Annotated in this window: 13 protein-coding genes; 9 read left to right on the forward strand and 4 right to left on the reverse strand. The window is 53.1% G+C overall.

Annotated elements, in window-relative coordinates; all coding sequences use genetic code 11:
- Positions 1 to 5: 5 nt before the first annotated feature.
- The gene (gene maiA, locus EGJ09_RS10955; RefSeq protein WP_125923838.1) at positions 6 to 638 is read left to right on the forward strand and encodes a maleylacetoacetate isomerase; all 633 of its coding nucleotides are present in this window, start codon (positions 6 to 8) and stop codon (positions 636 to 638) included.
- Here the strand turns inward: maiA and EGJ09_RS10960 are convergent.
- The gene (locus tag EGJ09_RS10960) at positions 632 to 1438 is read right to left on the reverse strand and encodes a SirB1 family protein (RefSeq protein WP_046784738.1); all 807 of its coding nucleotides are present in this window, start codon (positions 1436 to 1438) and stop codon (positions 632 to 634) included. The two genes, maiA and EGJ09_RS10960, sit on opposite strands and share 7 nt — an antisense overlap.
- Before the next feature lie 125 nt (positions 1439 to 1563).
- Here EGJ09_RS10960 and EGJ09_RS10965 point away from each other — a divergent pair, with 125 nt between their 5' ends.
- Positions 1564 to 2583 carry a Glu/Leu/Phe/Val dehydrogenase dimerization domain-containing protein gene (locus tag EGJ09_RS10965; protein WP_046784739.1) on the forward strand — a complete coding sequence of 340 codons (1020 nt, stop codon included), beginning with the start codon at positions 1564 to 1566 and terminating at the stop codon, positions 2581 to 2583.
- 27 nt (positions 2584 to 2610) lie between these two features.
- Here EGJ09_RS10965 and EGJ09_RS10970 read toward each other — a convergent pair whose 3' ends face one another.
- Positions 2611 to 2823, reverse strand: coding sequence for a YebG family protein (locus tag EGJ09_RS10970; RefSeq protein ID WP_125923839.1), 213 nt, complete (start codon positions 2821 to 2823; stop codon positions 2611 to 2613).
- 439 nt (positions 2824 to 3262) lie between these two features.
- Between EGJ09_RS10970 and EGJ09_RS10975 the strand changes: the two genes are divergently transcribed.
- From EGJ09_RS10975 to EGJ09_RS10990, 4 genes are read left to right on the forward strand one after another with little or no spacing between them, the layout of a single operon-like run.
- Complete coding sequence (locus EGJ09_RS10975) at positions 3263 to 4501, forward strand: site-specific integrase (protein ID WP_069553525.1); 1239 nt, start codon at positions 3263 to 3265, stop codon at positions 4499 to 4501.
- 3 nt (positions 4502 to 4504) lie between these two features.
- Positions 4505 to 5977, forward strand: coding sequence for a site-specific integrase (locus EGJ09_RS10980; RefSeq protein ID WP_080761392.1), 1473 nt, complete (start codon positions 4505 to 4507; stop codon positions 5975 to 5977).
- Positions 5974 to 8136 (forward strand): hypothetical protein, encoded by a 2163-nt coding sequence (locus EGJ09_RS10985; protein WP_115147434.1) that lies wholly within the window; start codon positions 5974 to 5976, stop codon positions 8134 to 8136. The genes EGJ09_RS10980 and EGJ09_RS10985 overlap by 4 nt, the downstream gene beginning before the upstream one ends.
- 15 nt (positions 8137 to 8151) lie before the next feature.
- Positions 8152 to 8598, forward strand: a complete 447-nt coding sequence (locus EGJ09_RS10990) for a hypothetical protein (RefSeq protein WP_125923840.1) — start codon at positions 8152 to 8154, stop codon at positions 8596 to 8598.
- Positions 8599 to 8886: 288 nt separating this feature from the next.
- Here EGJ09_RS10990 and EGJ09_RS10995 read toward each other — a convergent pair whose 3' ends face one another.
- Both EGJ09_RS10995 and EGJ09_RS11000 read right to left on the reverse strand, forming a co-directional pair.
- Entirely contained in the window at positions 8887 to 9561 is a 675-nt protein-coding gene (locus EGJ09_RS10995) for a heavy metal response regulator transcription factor (RefSeq protein WP_034137066.1), read from the reverse strand.
- Positions 9562 to 10048: 487 nt separating this feature from the next.
- A complete protein-coding gene (locus tag EGJ09_RS11000) occupies positions 10049 to 11392 on the reverse strand; it encodes an OprD family porin (RefSeq protein ID WP_034137067.1) in 1344 nt (447 codons plus the stop codon).
- A 405-nt stretch (positions 11393 to 11797) separates the two neighbouring features.
- Here EGJ09_RS11000 and EGJ09_RS11005 point away from each other — a divergent pair, with 405 nt between their 5' ends.
- From EGJ09_RS11005 to EGJ09_RS11015, 3 genes are all read left to right on the forward strand, one after another.
- Positions 11798 to 13069, forward strand: a complete 1272-nt coding sequence (locus EGJ09_RS11005) for a TolC family protein (protein WP_139273552.1) — start codon at positions 11798 to 11800, stop codon at positions 13067 to 13069.
- Positions 13070 to 13135: 66 nt separating this feature from the next.
- Positions 13136 to 14386: an efflux RND transporter periplasmic adaptor subunit gene (locus EGJ09_RS11010; protein WP_034137069.1), complete on the forward strand. Its 1251-nt coding sequence runs from the start codon at positions 13136 to 13138 to the stop codon at positions 14384 to 14386.
- Positions 14387 to 14410: 24 nt separating this feature from the next.
- Positions 14411 to 17572 carry a CusA/CzcA family heavy metal efflux RND transporter gene (locus EGJ09_RS11015; RefSeq protein ID WP_034137070.1) on the forward strand — a complete coding sequence of 1054 codons (3162 nt, stop codon included), beginning with the start codon at positions 14411 to 14413 and terminating at the stop codon, positions 17570 to 17572.
- Positions 17573 to 17670 lie beyond the last annotated feature (98 nt).

A 17670-nucleotide genomic window follows, 5' to 3' on the forward strand; every position in this document is an offset into this window, starting at 1 on the left:
GGGCAATGGAGCTGTACACCTACTACCGTTCCACCTCTTCCTACCGGGTGCGCATTGCCCTGGCGCTCAAGGGCCTGGATTACCAGGCCCTGCCGGTCAATCTGCTCAAGGGCGAGCAGCGCGGTACCGAGTATGTAGCGGTGAATCCGCAGGGCCGGGTACCGGCTCTGCGCACCGACGATGCCCAGCTGCTGGTGCAGTCGCCGGCGATCATCGAGTACCTGGAAGAGGTTTATCCACAGCCTGCGCTGTTGCCCCGTGGCGCTGCAGCACGGGCCAGGGTGCGCGGTGTGGCGGCCATCATCGGTTGCGATATCCATCCGTTGCACAACGTCAGTGTGCTCAACCAGTTGCGCCAGTTGGGCCATGACGAGGCCCAGGTCAACCAGTGGATTGCCCACTGGATTGGCCAAGGCCTGGCGGCTGTAGAGCAGCTGATCGGCGATGATGGCTACTGCTTTGGTGAGGCGCCGGGGCTGGCAGACGTCTATCTGGTCCCGCAACTGTATGCCGCCGAGCGATTCAACATCGACCTTGGCAGCTATCCGCGTATCCGCCGGGTTGCGGCATTGGCCGCCAGGCATGCTGCATTCGCCAAGGCGCACCCGTCCTGCCAGCCGGATACACCGCCTCAGTGAATCGAACGGTTCGCCAGCGGTAGCTGGCCGATGCGTTCGGACAGCTTCAGGCGCTGGACCGGATCCTCGGTGAGCAGCAAGGCATGCTCCAGGTCGAAGCGTTCGGCCTGCGGGCAGTCGAGGTGTTGGTAGAGCGAGGCGCGGGTCATATAGTCGCTGACTTGCACCGGGCCCAGTTGCATGACCCGTTCGGCGTCGACCAGCGCGGCCAGGTGGTTGTCATTGCTGATATGCAGCTGGCGCAAATTACGCGAAAGGCGCTGCAGCATCTGGGCCGGGCTGGCCGTGCGCAAGTGCTCGGCTGTCAGCGGCACATGCGGGCCAAACTGGCGGGCCAGCAACTCGCGGCAATCATTGGGGTACAGGCGCCGGCCACCGCAAGGGTCGAGCAGGTGATCGGCACCGGGTACCCGCAGCAGAAAGTGCCCTGGGAATGCCACACCCTCCAGCGCTATGGACAGGCGCCGGGCCAGCTCCAGGGTAATGATGGCCAGCGCCAGCGGTTGGCCCCGGCGGCGCAGCAAAACCTTGTCCATCAGTGCTGCCTGCGGGCGCAGTGGGTGGAATTCATCCTGCTGGAAGCCCAGCGCATTGAGTTGGCGCAGCAGTGGCTGAGCCAGCTCGCACACCGGCAGCATCGGCAGGCTGGCGCTGATTTCGGCTTGCAGGTGGTGCAGGCTGGCAAGGCTGGCTGCGGGCTCGACCTTGCGATCGTGCTCGGCGGCAATCCACAAGGCAGCTTCCAGCAAGGCGACCGGTTCGCGTTCCAGGCAGGCCAGGCAGGCTTGGCGTGGGTTCATGGGGGCATCTCCGCATACCCTTGAGTAATAGCGCTGGCGTCGTGATTCGTCCAGTGGTCCGGTCGCAGCTTGGCGTGCATGTGGATGCCTATACTGCTAGGAGCACCTCCCAGGGGAGCCCGCCGATGTTCGCGCTGATGCAAAGCACCCGCACTCAGTCACTGCACCTGTTCACCGACCCGAAAACCGGCCTCAAGGCTGTGGTGGCCATTCATAACGAGATTAGAGGCCCGGCGCTGGGAGGTTGCCGCTACCTGCCCTACGCCGACGACGAGAGCGCCATGGCCGATGCCATCCGCCTGGCGCAAGGCATGAGCTACAAGGCGGCGCTGGCCGGGCTGGCGTTGGGGGGTGGCAAGGCGGTGGTCATGCGCAACCCGCACGTGGAAAACCGCGCGGCGCTGTTCGAGGCGCTGGGGCACTTCGTCGATACCCTGCAGGGGCGTTTCATCATCGCTGTGGACAGCGGCACCTCCACGCTGGACATGGATTGCATCGCCCAGAGTACGCCCCATGTGACCAGCACAACGGCCTCGGGTGATCCCTCGCCACATGCGGCCATGGGGGTATTCGCCGGTATCCGTGCAACCTGCCTGGCCCGCCTGGGCAGCAGCGACCTCAAAGGCTTGCGCATTGCGGTGCAAGGCCTGGGCAATGTGGGTTACGCATTGGCCGAGCAATTGTACGCAGCAGGTGCCGAGTTGCTGGTGAGTGACCTGGACCCCGGTCGGGTGCGGCTGGCGGTGGAGCAGTTCAACGCCCATCCGGTGACCAACGATGCCTTGATCAGTACGCCCTGCGATATTTTTGCGCCGTGTGGCGTGGGCCCGGTGCTCAATGGCCAGACGGTGATGCAATTACGCTGTGCTGCGGTGGCAGGGGCGGCGAACAACCAGCTGACCACTTTGCAGGTGGCTGACCAACTGGAGGCTCGCGGGATTCTTTATGCTCCGGACTACGTGATCAATGCCGGTGGTTTGATCTACGTGGCAATGAAGCACCGCGGCGAGGAGCTGGGCACCATCACCGCGCACCTGGCACGGATCCCGACGCGCCTGACCGAGGTGTTCGCTCACGCTCAGGCCGAGAAGCGTTCGCCCGCCCGTGTGGCGCAAATGCTGGCGGAGCGGTTGCTATACGGCTGAAGCCGCACGGCGGCCCGGCCGTCGACATCATTCTGCAGCGTCACCTTGCAACAACTCACCCAACGCGTCCGGCTGGCTCTTGAATGCCCGCGCGAACACGTCGCGGTTCTTCGCCATGTAAATGCCGGCTTCCTCGACCTGCTGCTCGGTCAGCGACGGCACCGCCTTGTGCAGCACCTCGGCCAGGCGCTCGGCCAGTTCGAGCATCTTGTCGTGACGATCTGCTTCGGCCTTATCCATGATTTATCTGACCTCAAAGTGCCTAGATAGCGGGGGGATGAGAGCTCCGCAGCCCCGCGTCCCGTCAGACCTGCGACGTAAGGTCTTGATTAGTCCAGTCAACTGGTTTACGTTAAAAATGTGCCAATGTAGCACCGTAGGTTGTTAGATAGTTGGCAGACGACGGAGTTATCCGCGGCCCAGCATCTGTACCTTTAAGACATAAACTAATGTCAAGGTGCGGATATATGGGCGGCAAAAATATATTTATACGTTTTTTGTTTGAAATTCTCACCGGTTATCAATTGCTGTCCGTGCTAGTTGATTATAAGTCAACTAGCTGTCTTAAGTTAAGATCAAACTACTCGATTGGGGATGGCTTATTAAAGTCGCTTTGGTCGCAGGCTGATAAAATTCATTCGAAGACAACTTCTGCAACTGATGCTGAAGGAGATGTCTCATGCCTGGACTAACTAGAAGAACTAAATCAGTTAGGACTGTAGGGTTAGAGTACAAGGTTCTTAAGTTTTCACATCAACACGTAGCTAGGTACCAGTTGGTGGCAGTAGAAACGTTTGTACCTTGTCTTAGCGCTAGTCTGTACGAAGTAGCGTATTCAATGGGTAATCGTCGCTATAAGGCGAGTATTCGTACAGTGCTCTACCACGTTGCCTTTTTATTCACATGGGGAAACATAACTGGGCTCGATATCGAGCGCATGCTGCTTGAGGGGAAAGGACTAGATTTTAGATGTGTAAGAAAATTTGCCAATTGGCTTGAGAAGATTATATCGCCGCCGGTTGATGGGACCCAGATAAACAAATATGTTTGTAAGATCTTACAAAGCTGCAGCACTTTCTCAATTTGGTTTGTTGAGAACTATACACCTTTGTTTGCTACCGGTATTGACGTCAATGTTAGCTATATTCGTTTAATTGAAAGCCATAAGAAAGTTTGGTCTAGTGTAATGGTGAGCGGCAGAAAAGAGCTAATCGCGCATGACCTGACGGACGATGAATTGAAAAAAATAGAGGGGTTTTTAGTAGGGCAGCTTTCAAGTGCGAACGTGACTCGCGGCTTGAATCTAAGAAACTACATCATGTGGCGCTTAGTTAGAAGGTTTGGATTAAGGCTAGGCGAGTTGTTAGCATTACGCCTAGTGGATATTGATCTGACTGGTTTATATCCTTTTTTGGAAATTATCCGCATAGAGGATAGAGGGGCAGATTATTCTGATCCGCGAGCTCCCAATAATCCACTTGTTAAAACTTTTGGTAGGCGGCTTTATTTTAGTCCTGGTGATGAGGGGATGATTAGAGCCATTGAGGAGTATGTAGATACATATAGAGTTAAAAGAAAAATAAAAGGAGGGTTTACAGCTTATCTAGACCACGAATTCCTGTTGATCTCTCACGGTAACGCCTCGCTGGGTAATCCACTATCCTGTTCAGCGGCAAATAAAGTCGCTTGCATGATTAGCAATGAGTGTGTCAAAGCTTTTCATTGGCATCTCGTACGCCACGCTGTGTTCAATAGGCTTTACGAAGCTGCAAGTTTGCTAGAGAACAATTCTACGGAAATAGATCACGTAGTTTACATGGGAGGATGGAGTAGTCCTGACTCATTAAAAGGTTATGCTCGGCGCGCGATTCGGGATAAGGCAAGAAGGGAGTTGATGAGGTTAAATTTTGAGGGGTAAGCAATGGGTATTGAAGTCAATGATTCTGGTGAATTTGAAGATGAAGTCGGGCGGCTATATGTAAGATGTAATGCTGATCCGAGTAGTCCATTTTTCATTGATGTGACGACAGATTATGTTGAAGCGGTGTGGAGAAGGGCTAGATATTCTATTGATCTAAGCAGATACCAGCTCCCAGTAGTAATTATTGAGGTGGTCAAAAAGTACCTAGTGCACAAGCTTGAGTCGGTTTGCCCTAGAATCCTGAGCTCAGTGCACGCGGGGATCTCTTGCTTGGAAAGGCACTGGCAACCTTCATGGAAGGACTTTTCAGATATGTCTCTCGGGAAATTGTTGAGCGTTATGACATCATCCCATGCGGAGGCGACCGAGTTTCGAAGGTTCTACATTTACGCTGCTTTTCAGGGGTTGGCAGGTGCGGACGAGATTCATGCATTGGAGTTAGAGGCTATAAGGCTTAAAAAGCCTCACCCAACTTTAAGGATACTGGAATGGCACGAGACGCGCGGGGCGCTAACAAGCTCCGAAATTGAAGTGGTTCGAAAAGCAATGATCATTTCTGCAGAGGGGGAATCCACGGCGGATTTCACCTCAAGGCTGTTTACTTGGATCTCGTTCGAAACATTAAAGAGACCTATCCAGTTGCATGAAATGTTCCGTGATGCATTGTGGGTACCCGATTCGATGGCAGAAGGGGGCCAATATTTCCTTAGAATGCCTAAGGCAAAATATCAAACAGGACAGGCGTCAGAGCTTTGGCCCATAACTACTCAACTTGCTAATGCCATTCTCGAGTACTCCTCATCTCCTAAGGTTAAGGCGTTACAGGAAAGGACTGGGAGGTTGTTAGTGAGTTCAAGGGAGGGAGAATCATCAAATTTTGGACGGGCGATAACTGGCTGGTGTAGCAGATTAAAGCTGATCAGTCCGCGTACGAATAGGCCTCTAATCTTGACACCCTATAGAATCCGACATAGCGGAGCTACACAGATGGCCGCCCAAGGCGCGTCTAGGGACGAGATACAATATGTACTTGAGCATGACTCCGTGCATGCAGCTGATGCTTACATTGACTGTTTGGCTTCTGAGTTTTGCCCGTTGTTGGAGCGAGCAAACAGAAAATTAGGTGGGATATTCTCAGAGTTAAATGGTTTATTTTTCGCCGGTCAGCTTGGGCATAAGAGTTCGGGGATGCCTATATTGATACCGGTCGTAAATCAGCCAGCTATAGTAGGGGAATGTGGCAAGTCCGGATCTTGTGGGCATCATCCATTTTTTAATTGTTACAATGGTTGTAGGTATTTCATTGCCTGGCGCAACGCAGACCATAAAAAATCTTTAGATTACCTAGAGTCTGAATTAGAAAGATGGGGTAGAGCTGAGGGTGGAAAGGAAAGGAGTAAGATACTGAAAGAGCTGGAGCGCGTATACCAAGCGGTTAACGATGTTATGGCTAGGATCAATAGTGGGGAATGACGAAGATGGATATTCACTCAAAGTTGCGTGGTCATGGCCTCCCAGAGCCTTTGATAAATTTGGCAGCATCACTTGTTGAGGGGTTAAAGCCTTCAGTCGATTTTTTTTGTGATGAATGGAATATTCTCGACTGGGTTGAACGCCCTGGAAATCTGTCGCAATACAATTTGAGATTTTGCCGTATTAGAAATGACGAGCTTAGATTAGTTGCTAAAGTGTATATAGCAGCAAAGCGAGTCCAAGCGGGTGTAACCGCTGATGGTGCATTCGCCTCCATCGAGGCATTAGTTAGGCTTGATTTGGAAATGGGTAGTAAAGAAATCTCACGATTGAATCTATTGGATTTTAAAGCGGTTGAAAGGACCTACGCAGAGCGCGGGGTGACCGGGAAGATTTCAACTTTAACAACACTTCAGGGCTTTGCTAAATGGATGCAGAAGCGAATTGGTTTAAGGGTAATCTATGATGCTCCAAAAGGCAGATGTAAGTATGGCCGGCATGGAAGTGAAGAGGGAAGAGAGCGAAAGTTCCTACCTACAGAGGTGATTAGAGATTTATTCGGATTGGCCACTCATCCAGAACTTTCTTTTCGGGATAGATTTTATATTAGTGCGCTAGTGATTAACGCAGCTGTGGGCGGTAGAATCAATGAGCTGGCATGTCTTCCTGTAGATTGCTTGATACAGCAAGAGGGGAAATGGGTTATAAAAATATTTCCCGAAAAGGGAGGGCGATTGTACTTCCGACCATTTCCGCAAGATTTATACCCAGCAGTACGCGCAGCGGTAGAATTTATCACTGAACATACTGCGGAAGGGCGTCGTATTGTTAAGAAAATGAGATTGAATCCAGGGGTGAATTGGAAGGAAGTAAAAAAAACGCCTATTAGTTTGAAATATTATGCGCGTAAGTTTGTCGCGAAATGGGTGAGCGAATTCGATTTGTATACGCCGCGAGGGGTTTATTATCAATCTACAGGGCAATTTGTAGATGTAATTCAGTTGGTTGGACGCCTCGGGCGTGTGTCTGAGGTCGCGGCATTTCTGGGTGCCTCTACACGAACAGTTGTCAAGTTGCTTCAATGTCAGAAAGCTATGAATTCTAAGATATTTATGTATGAGAAAGCTTGGAATGAATATTTGCCTTTGACTTCAAATGTATATAAGTGGCGAAGCAGGTTGAGGCGCCACCCTCATGCTATATCGTTGCAGCGTCTTGAGGCATTTTGTGAAGTTACCTTCAATCCATCATGGATGCGTGAGATTGTTGACGATATCCTTGATGAGGCTTTGTTGTGTCAGCTTGAGAATAAAACTTTTCCATTTCAGCCTGATTTTGAGTTCGAATTAAACTTTGCTCGAAAAATTCTGCCTACGATCCAAAAGAATGGTGTGGCAATTCTAGAGCCGGAAAATTCATTATTCATTATCCCGCGGAATTTGTTGACATTTTCTAATGCTAAGAGTGATAGGGAATTTAGGAAGGTTTCGGTTGGTATGTTTCAAGGGTGGCTTGATGGTACATCAAGAACTGAAGAGTCATTATTTAAGAAATTTAATGTCCTCGATCCTCGTACCGGTGAAGTGGCTGAGTTTTACTGGCATGATATTAGGCATTGGCTCAATACTGTCTATAAGCAGGGAGGTTTATCTGATGTTCAGGTGAACCTGATCCTAGGACGTTCAGACCTCACGCAGGCTCAGGTTTATGATCATACACCAGCTTTAAGCAGATCATTGATTCTGCAGGATATGATTGAAAGTGTTAGGCAAGATAGAGCTGTGGGGGTTATTCAAACAACTTTCAATAAACTTAGAATTGAAAATCGTCAAGCCGCAGAGGAATATCTTTCAGCAGCCATTCGTGTGGTTAATCCAATGCCACATGGAGCGTGCGCTCACAACCTTGCGTTGAAACCATGCCAGCACAGTCTGTCATGTTTGGCGAAGGGGACAAATGGCAAGCCTTGCGAGGATTTAATAGTGAACGTTCAAGATGATGCGCAGCGTCTGGAAATTGAAAGATTGAGCCGAGACGCTAACTTAATAAAGAATCATATCTTAACTGCTGGAGGGGAGTTGAGTCCGCAATACCAACATTTCAAAAATATTGAACTGTCGGCTGATTTTCTGTTGAATGAGATTTTTAAAAAGAATTAATATATCGGGGGGCTTATGCAGCTCAGAGGTGAGCGTCTAAAGGGGTATCTCAATTCTAAGATTTTGGAATTGATAAGTGTTCGCCAAAAAGAAATTGGAGGATATGTTTATAGCCAAAAAGAATTTTCTAAATACGCAGGAGTTTCTAGAGAGACAATCAGGAAATATCAATCTGAAATTGACGCTTGCTTGCGGTCTTGTCTAGTTTCAAAGATTAATCATGATGGCGATGCTAAATACAGGAATCTTCAAGAAAAGAATCATAAGCTTCAGCGTGAAGTTGTTATGGTGCGGACTATGTATGAAGCGATTCGAGTTCAATACATTGACCTTATCGAGGCAATGCTAAGTCACTCGATTGATATTAGTATCTTGATGGTAAAACCTGTTGGCCCCGGAGAGCTAGATCGTACTGGTGGGAATTGCGTTTTATGTGGTGGATCTCTAGATTCCACTGTCTGATTGGTAGTTTTCCAATCGGCAACCCAGAGCGATTTTTGCGATTAATGGCTGGATTGTTGGCTTTCGTTGCCCCGTTCCGCCACGACCGTCCTATCAGTACTCTGAGTGGATTGCGTATCACTAAATTTCTCGTGGTCTGGTCTCCTTGACTCCGGGTCAATGGGTGGTGCTTGTTGGTTTGACATGCTTATTGCGAAGATAAGTGCTGTTGGAATTAAAATTTAACTGTCAATGTAGTAGGCGCTGGATAATCAGTCGAGCTGTTTCCAAGGCTAGGCGGTTGGTCGCTTACCGCTTCTCAAGAACATAGCCCACGCCTCGGAGCGTGTGGATAAGCTTCGTCTCGAAAGGATCATCGATCTTGGCTCTGAGCCTTCGAATCGACACCTCTACAACGTTTGTATCGCAGTCAAAGTTCATGTCCCAAACCTGTGAGATGATCTGCGTACGGCTCAGTACCACCCCCGTGTTGCGCATCAGGTAGTGCAACAGTGCAAACTCTTTTGTAGTCAAATCGATGCGCTGGCCATCCCTGAAGGCTCTGTGACGGCTCTGGTCGAGTTCGAGGTCAGCTACACGAATTATCTCGACGGATGCAGGGTGGTCAGACCTGCGCATCAAGGCGCGGACCCGGGCCAGCAGTTCTGGGAACTCAAATGGCTTGATTAGGTAGTCATCTGCACCGTTCTCCAGGCCCCGAACCTTATCTGCTAGGCGACTTCTAGCCGTCAGCATCATGATACGAGAAGGGCAGTTTTTACGTCGCAACAGTTCAAGCACCTGCCACCCATCCATCTCCGGCAGATTGATATCAAGGATGATCAACTCATATTCGTGCTGCTTGGCCAGGAATAATCCATCTGAACCGGTATGGACGCAATCTACAACATAACCGCATTCAGTAAGGCCTTGACGCACATACTCCGCAGTTTTTACTTCATCCTCAATTACCAGAATTCGCATGGGATTTTGTCTCGACATCACTGAGCAATTAACCGCGCACGCGCGCCGGCGTTATTGAAATGAATGGTAAATCAAAAAGAGTTGTCTGGGGGCTAAATTACGGATTTGTAATTTCTAGGTAATATATTTGATAGTCTGGCGTTATATCTTGTCGCGGTTTGGGTTTGACAGATGCGAGCCCTCTCTCCAATAGGTGATTTGACCTTATGAAGTACTGGGTTATTCTATTCTTTGTTCTGGTTTCATTCCGTTCAGATGACGGCGAAGTTCCCCTCATTGAGGAGGCTGGACATTGGTGTAGCCATGAGCTGCATCGACATGCGATGCATGAACTCGAACAACTGCTCGAATTTTAGATAAAAAAAGGCGCCCAAAGGGCGCCAAATATTCACCTTTTACCAAAGGAGCACTTAAGCCACTCAAGGTGAATGCGTAATGCACGTTTTTCTGAGGGGCCAGTTCATGGAAAACTGATCCGATCAGAGAATTACAGAATAGAAAGCGGGTATTCAATGATCACGCGAGTTTCATCAAGGTCCGATTCGAAAGCAGTGGCACGCGTGGTAGCTTGGCGCAACCGGAAGGACAAGTCTTTAGCCGGGCCGGTTTGAACGACATATTTCACCTCGACGTCACGCTCCCAACGTTTTTGATCGGTGAGCGGATTGCCGTTGTCGTCGGTACGCATGTAGAACTGGTTGGCGTTCGAGTAGTCTGCGCCCGAACCCCTTGCGTAGCGGGTCATGAACGTCAGACCAGGAATACCGTAGCTGGTGAAGTTAAGGTCATAACGCATCATCCAGGAGCGTTCTTTCGGCGAGTTGAAGTCGCTGTACTGGATCGAGTTGTCTACGAAGATTGAGTCCGACTGACGCAGGTAATCAAAATCGTCATCGCCATTGTTGCGCTGGTGTGACAGGGCCAAGGTGTGGGCGCCGTAGCGAACACCGACCTTGGCACTCCAGATATTGTTGTCGAACTCGCCCAGTCGGCGTTTACCTTCATCCACGGCTTTGTAGTAGTTGAACCCACCAATCAGCGCGAGGTCATCGCTCAGTGGGTAGGCGAAGCTGGTACCGGCGTAGTACTGGTTCCAGACATCTTTCAACTGGCTGCCGTAGACACTCACGGTCCAATTGTCGTTGATCGAGTAGTCACCGCCGCCGTAGCCGATCCAAGGCGAGTTGACCGGGCCGCCATAGAAGGTAACGAAATTGTCGTTCAGGTTACTGGAAACCGGTTGGCTCATTGCATGCAGTCGACCACCTTGCAGGGTGAGGCCCTGGATGCTGCTGTTCTCAACGGTCACGCCGCGGAAGCTTTCTGGCAGGAGGCGCGAGTCGCCCGCTGCGACGACCGGCGTCGATGGGAATACATCACCCACTTTCACCACGGTATCGAACAAGCGGATTTTGGCCGCTCCGCCAACCTTGGTGTATTCATCACGCGCCTCACCCTTGTTATCAACGGGCAGCACGTCGAAGGAGCTACGGCCGCCGTTGCGACCGTCGCCGGTATCAAGCTTGAGGCCGATCATTGCAAAGGCATCAACACCAAAACCGACGGTACCCTGGGTAAAACCAGAGTTGAATTTGGAAATGAGCGCGTGCGCCCAGGCTTCGGAGTAGCCGTTGGTGTTGCCCTTACCACTGTTGTAAGTGGGAGCCGAACTGTCGCGATTATCACGATTGAAGTAGAAGTTGCGGTTGAGCACTGTAAGGCTGCTGCCCTCAATGAAACCTTCTGGTTTGTCTTCAGCTTGAGCAGAAATTGCATAGCTTCCAGACAGCGCAGAAACTGCCGCCAAATACAGTGGTACTTTGATTTTCATCTGATGCTCCTTTGATTTACGGCAGTTTTTATTATGTGTACCGACGCGGGTGTCTTTATATGTTCTGACCCGGCGGCGCGCCTATGAAGAGCGCCGAGCTCATATTTGCAGGCCGAAGATAACGGGAGGGTGATAGGATAATTACAATTTCGTCATCTACAGGTTATCCGGGTGCCTAGCACCGTGTGTTAGCCATCTCTCTCGGTTGTAATCAAATCCTGGGTTCGACTGAATTTCTCAGTGTTTACGGGCATTACCCACTTTTCTTACGAAATTGTAATTTTCTAGCCACCCCTCTGATAGCTACCGCTCTTTAGAGTGCCATCACCTAATCCAGTGGGGCTTGGCAGCTGTTTCGGCGTTCTCGCCAAGCTTTATCGAAGTTTGTGCACGAGGACCATTAAAGTGCCCCGGTATATCCGCAATGTCTTTCCTAAGACCTCAATCTCACCCTGGAAGATAGCCGCACTCTGTGCGGTCATCTCCGGGCTGATGGCACCTGCTGCATTTGCCCAAAGCATCAGCTTGCCTCAAGCGCTTTCGACGGCGATGGATGCCAACCCTGACATGGCCGCCGCCCGTCAGGAGATTGGGATCGCAGATGGGGCACGCAAGCAGGCAGGGCTTATCCCCAACCCAACAATCTCGTACGACGTAGAAGACACCCGTCGCAGCACTAGCCAGACAACTGTGACGCTCAGCCAGACCCTGGAGCTGGGCGGAAAGCGGGGCGCACGTGTTGACGTCGCCACCTATGGCCAGACTGCTGCACAGCTGGAGTTGGACCGTCGAGTGAACGCTCTGCGCGCCGAGGTCGTTCAAGCCTTCTACGCAGCATTGCGAGCGCAGACTGGCCTAGATCTAGCCAAGCAATCTCTGGAGCTGACTGAGCGTGGTCTGCGCATTGTCGACGGCCGCGTTCGCGCAGGTAAATCCTCCCCAGTAGAGGCTACTCGTGCTCAAGTACAGTTGGCCGAAGCCAAGCTGCAGGTCAGACGCGCCGAAACGGAGAAAGCGACCGCTTACCAGCAGCTAGCTCAAATTACGGGGAGCTCGGTCACAGTATTCGATCGCCTGGATTCGCCGACCCTCTCCCCAGGTTTGCCTCCGGACGCTGAAGAGCTGTTGTCGAGGCTCGATCAAACTGCGGAAATGCGTCAGGCCGTGGTGCAGATCGACAAAAGCGATGCGTCCCTCGGCTCAGAGAAAGCTCAGCGAATCCCAGACCTCACTGTAAGCGTGGGTAGCCAGTACGACCGCTCCGTACGTGAACGGGTCAACACTGTAGGACTGTCCATGCCATTGCCGCTGTTTGATCGTAATCAGGGCAACATTCTTTCCGCTTCTCGACGCGCAGATCAAGCCCGAGACCAGCGCAACGCAGTTGAGCTGAGGCTGCGTAGCGAAACCCAAACCGCAGTAAACCAGTGGGCGACCGCCATGCAGGAGGTCGAGTCCTACGACAAGACCATTCTGCCGTCCGCACAGCAGGCTGTGGAGACCGCAACTCGCGGTTTCGAGATGGGCAAATTCGGCTTCATCGAAGTGCTGGATGCCCAGCGCACCTTGATCGTCGCTCGTGGCCAATACCTCGATTCGTTGGCAACAGCGACCAATGCGCGTGCGCAGGTGGAAAGGGTTTATGGCGATGTCGGTTCGACTGCCGGCGTTCGTTGAACGGGCCAGAAATTTTCTTCGGCGCTCGGCATAACACGTCGGTGCCTATGATCAGCAGGAGTAGCAATGGATAACAAACGCAAGATCGCCCTCGCGGTCGCCGCTGTGGCAGCCCTTGGATTTGGCAGCCTTGCCTGGAACAACAGTTCCGGAGAGCAGGCCGCCAGTACCGTCGAGCACGGCGCTAACGATGGCCATGGCGATGAGAAGACGACCGCATCAGCCGCCAAAGAGGAGGGTGATGAGGGTCATGGTGCAGAAGGCCATAGCGAAGAGGGTGGTGAGGAAGAGGGCAAGCTGACCCTGAGCGCTGAACAGATCAAGGCAGCTGGGGTAGTCCTGGAGTCTGCGGCCCCCCGTGACCTCGGCACCGTTGTGACTTTCCCGGGGGAGATTCGTTTCGACGAAGACCGGACTGCACATGTTGTCCCTCGGGTCCCTGGCGTTGTTGAAAGTGTCCAGGCCGACTTGGGCGAAGCCGTTAAGAAAGGCCAAGTCCTCGCAGTGATTGCCAGCCAACAGATTTCTGACCTGCGCAGCGAACAACAAGCCGCACAGCGACGCGTAGAGCTGGCCCGCGTTACCTTCGACCGTGAGAAGCAACTGTGGCAGGACAAGATCTCCGCCGAGCAGGATTACCTGCAGGCACGCCAAGCGCTGCAAGAAGCAGAGATATCTCTGGCCAATGCCAAGCAGAAGGTCGGTGCCATCGGCGCTTCGGTCAATTCCGTAGGCGGCAATCGTTACGAGCTTCGGGCACCCTTTGACGCCGTGGTGGTAGAGAAGCACCTGACCATGGGTGAAGTCGTCAGCGAGGCGACTAACGCTTTCATCTTGTCCGACCTGAATCAGGTGTGGGCCACCTTCGCTGTCCCTCCCACTGAACTGGGCAAGGTGGTGACGGGCCGTGCGGTAAAAGTTTCATCGCCCGACATGAACGTCGAGGTCGACGGCAAGGTGGGTTATGTAGGCAGCCTGCTGGGTGAGCAAAACCGTGCAGCGACCGTTCGCGTTACCTTGACCAACCCTGACGGCGCCTGGCGTCCAGGTCTGTTCGTGAACATCGCCGTCACTTCTCAGACCGATCGAGTGGCTGTGGCCGTTCCTGAAGGCGCCGTGCAGACCGTTGAAGACAAACCCTCGGTATTTGTGCGCACCAGGGAAGGCTTTGACACTCGGCCGGTAAAAACGGGCCGCCGTGACAATGGATACGTGGAAATCATCGACGGCATCCAAGCCGGCGCCCAAGTAGCAGCCAGTGGCAGCTTTACACTCAAGTCTGAGCTCGGCAAAGCGTCTGCCGAACACGGTCACTGATGCGAACTGACAGGATGATTTCTCATGTTTGAACGTATCATCAGATTCGCCATTGAGCAGCGCATCGTTGTAATGATCGCTGTTCTGATCATGGCCGGCATCGGTATCTACAGCTATCAGAAGCTGCCCATCGATGCGGTACCCGACATCACTAACGTCCAGGTGCAGATCAACGCTGCTGCGCCTGGCTATTCGCCATTGGAAACTGAACAGCGGATCACGTTTCCAGTTGAAACGGCCATGGCCGGTCTCCCGGGCCTTCAACAGACCCGTTCCTTGTCTCGCTCTGGCCTGTCTCAGGTCACCGTGATCTTCAAGGATGGCACTGACATCTTCTTTGCCCGCCAGTTGATCAACGAGCGGCTGCAAGTTGCGAAGGAGCAGTTGCCAGAGGGCGTTGAGGCTGTCATGGGTCCGGTATCCACTGGGCTTGGTGAAATTTTCTTGTGGACCGTTGAAGCTGAGGATGGTGCGGTCAAGGAAGACGGTACACCGTACACCCCAACCGACCTGCGTGTGATCCAGGACTGGATCATCAAGCCGCAGCTGCGGAACGTCCCAGGTGTGGCCGAGATCAACACCATCGGTGGTTACGCCAAGCAGTTCCTGGTCGCGCCGGATCCGAAGCGCCTAGCTACATACAAACTGACCCTCAATGATCTGGTCGCAGCGTTGGAAAGCAACAACGCCAACGTCGGCGCCGGTTACATCGAGCGTAATGGTGAGCAGCTCCTCATCCGTGCGCCAGGGCAGGTCGGTAACATCGAAGACATCGCCAACATTGTGATCACCAGTGTCGATGGCGCACCGATTCGAATCAGCAACGTCGCTGACGTTAGCATTGGCAAAGAGCTCCGGACGGGGGCTGCCACCGAGAACGGTCGCGAAGTCGTACTCGGCACCGTGTTCATGCTGATCGGTGAAAATAGCCGTACCGTGTCTCAGGCTGTTGCCGCCAAACTGGCTGACATCAACCGTACCCTTCCAGAAGGTGTGGTTGCCGTGACGGTCTACGACCGCACCAACCTGGTTGAAAAAGCTATTGCAACTGTGAAGAAGAACTTGGTGGAAGGCGCGATTCTAGTAATCGCCATTTTGTTCCTGTTCCTCGGTAACATCCGTGCTGCACTCATCACCGCGATGGTGATCCCGTTGTCCATGCTGTTCACCTTCACCGGTATGTTCAACAACAAGGTCAGCGCCAACCTAATGAGCTTAGGCGCACTCGACTTCGGAATCATCGTCGACGGTGCCGTGGTAATTGTAGAAAACGCGATCCGTCGACTGGCTCATGCGCAACACAAGCATGGCCGTATGCTCACCAAAGCTGAGCGCTTCCATGAGGTCTTCGCTGCTGCGGGTGAAGCTCGCCGGCCACTGATCTTCGGTCAGTTGATCATCATGGTGGTGTACCTGCCGATCTTCGCCCTGACCGGCGTCGAGGGCAAAATGTTCCACCCCATGGCCTTCACCGTTGTGATGGCGCTGCTGGGTGCAATGATCCTCTCCGTCACCTTCGTTCCGGCAGCCATCGCCATGTTCGTCACTGGCAAGGTCAAGGAAGAGGAAGGCGTGGTGATGCGCACTGCGCGGCTGCGTTATGAGCCGATTTTGAAGTGGGTCCTTGGGCATCGGAACATCGCGTTCTCGGCCGCTGTAGTCCTGGTCGTGCTCAGTGGTGTGCTTGCAAGTCGTATGGGTAGCGAGTTCATTCCAAGCCTCAGTGAAGGTGACTTTGCGATGCAGGCCATGCGCGTGCCAGGTACGAGCCTGACCCAATCCGTAGAAATGCAGCAACGCCTTGAAAAGGCTGTGATTGAGCAGGTCCCGGAAGTAGAGCGGATGTTTGCGCGCTCGGGTACAGCCGAAATCGCATCCGACCCGATGCCGCCTAACGCCTCCGACGCCTACATCATGCTCAAGCCTCAGGATCAGTGGCCCGACCCTAAGAAGCCTCGCGATGAGCTGATTGCTGAAGTGCAGAAAGCCGCAGCCGGTGTCCCAGGCAGCAACTATGAGCTGTCCCAGCCCATCCAGTTGCGTTTCAACGAGCTGATCTCGGGCGTACGGAGTGACGTCGCAGTGAAGGTGTTCGGCGATGACATGGACGTGCTCAACAACACGGCCAACAAGATCGCTGCAGCGCTCAAAGCGGTACCGGGCTCTTCGGAGGTCAAGGTTGAACAGACCACCGGCCTGCCGGTGCTGACCATCAACATCGACCGCGAGAAAGCCGCACGCTACGGCCTGAACATCGCGGATGTACAGAACTCGATCGCCATCGCTGTCGGCGGTCGTACGGCCGGCACGTTGTATGAAGGCGACCGTCGCTTCGACATGGTGGTGCGCCTGCCTGAGACCGTACGTACCGACGTAGCAGGTATGTCCAGCCTTCTGATCCCTGTACCGGCCAATGCATCTCAAGGTGCCAATCAGATCGGCTTCATCCCGCTGTCGCAGGTCGCTAACCTGGACCTGCAGCTGGGTCCGAACCAGATCAGCCGCGAGAACGGCAAGCGTCTGGTGATCGTCAGCGCCAACGTCCGGGGCCGCGACCTGGGGTCGTTCGTTCAAGAGGCAACCGCTTCGCTGGATGCCAAGGTGCAGATTCCTGCTGGTTACTGGACCACCTGGGGTGGCCAGTTCGAGCAGCTCCAATCGGCGGCCAAGCGTCTGCAGATCGTGGTTCCGGTGGCCTTGCTGCTGGTCATGACCCTGCTGTTCCTGATGTTCAACAACCTGAAAGACGGCATGCTGGTGTTCACCGGTATTCCATTCGCACTCACCGGTGGCGTCGTGGCGCTGTGGCTGCGGGACATCCCGCTGTCGATCTCGGCTGGGGTTGGCTTCATTGCACTGTCCGGCGTCGCGGTACTGAACGGCCTGGTGATGATTGCCTTCATCCGCGGATTGCGAGAGGAGGGACGAACGCTTAGGCAGGCCGTCGACGAAGGCGCGTTGACCCGACTGCGACCTGTGCTGATGACAGCCCTGGTGGCGTCCCTGGGCTTCATCCCGATGGCCTTGGCAACCGGTACCGGTGCAGAGGTTCAGCGGCCACTGGCGACAGTGGTGATTGGCGGGATCCTGTCCTCCACCGCGCTGACTTTGTTGGTGCTCCCTGCCCTGTATCAATGGGCACACCGCAAGGATGAAGACGGTGATGAGGCCGAAGTGGTTAGCTGATAGCCACTAAAGAGAAGCCCACAACACACGTTGTGGGCTTTTTTGTTTTATATGAGCCAGATGCACTTACCTTTCAAAATTGTAAGTTTCTCGTCATG

This window comes from Pseudomonas sp. p106, assembly GCF_003936645.1.
Lineage (GTDB): Bacteria > Pseudomonadota > Gammaproteobacteria > Pseudomonadales > Pseudomonadaceae > Aquipseudomonas > Aquipseudomonas putida_E.

What these genes read in the sequence shown, in the direction of transcription:
- maiA (WP_125923838.1), top strand. Translation starts at nt 6, where the DNA reads ATGGAGCTGTACACCTACTACCGTTCCACCTCTTCCTACCGGGTGCGC.
- EGJ09_RS11000 (WP_034137067.1), bottom strand. Translation starts at nt 11,392, where the DNA reads ATGAAAATCAAAGTACCACTGTATTTGGCGGCAGTTTCTGCGCTGTCT.
- EGJ09_RS10995 (WP_034137066.1), bottom strand. Translation starts at nt 9,561, where the DNA reads ATGCGAATTCTGGTAATTGAGGATGAAGTAAAAACTGCGGAGTATGTG.
- EGJ09_RS10985 (WP_115147434.1), top strand. Translation starts at nt 5,974, where the DNA reads ATGACGAAGATGGATATTCACTCAAAGTTGCGTGGTCATGGCCTCCCA.
- EGJ09_RS10970 (WP_125923839.1), bottom strand. Translation starts at nt 2,823, where the DNA reads ATGGATAAGGCCGAAGCAGATCGTCACGACAAGATGCTCGAACTGGCC.
- EGJ09_RS10975 (WP_069553525.1), top strand. Translation starts at nt 3,263, where the DNA reads ATGCCTGGACTAACTAGAAGAACTAAATCAGTTAGGACTGTAGGGTTA.
- EGJ09_RS10960 (WP_046784738.1), bottom strand. Translation starts at nt 1,438, where the DNA reads ATGAACCCACGCCAAGCCTGCCTGGCCTGCCTGGAACGCGAACCGGTC.
- EGJ09_RS11010 (WP_034137069.1), top strand. Translation starts at nt 13,136, where the DNA reads ATGGATAACAAACGCAAGATCGCCCTCGCGGTCGCCGCTGTGGCAGCC.
- EGJ09_RS10980 (WP_080761392.1), top strand. Translation starts at nt 4,505, where the DNA reads ATGGGTATTGAAGTCAATGATTCTGGTGAATTTGAAGATGAAGTCGGG.
- EGJ09_RS10990 (WP_125923840.1), top strand. Translation starts at nt 8,152, where the DNA reads ATGCAGCTCAGAGGTGAGCGTCTAAAGGGGTATCTCAATTCTAAGATT.
- EGJ09_RS11015 (WP_034137070.1), top strand. Translation starts at nt 14,411, where the DNA reads ATGTTTGAACGTATCATCAGATTCGCCATTGAGCAGCGCATCGTTGTA.
- EGJ09_RS10965 (WP_046784739.1), top strand. Translation starts at nt 1,564, where the DNA reads ATGTTCGCGCTGATGCAAAGCACCCGCACTCAGTCACTGCACCTGTTC.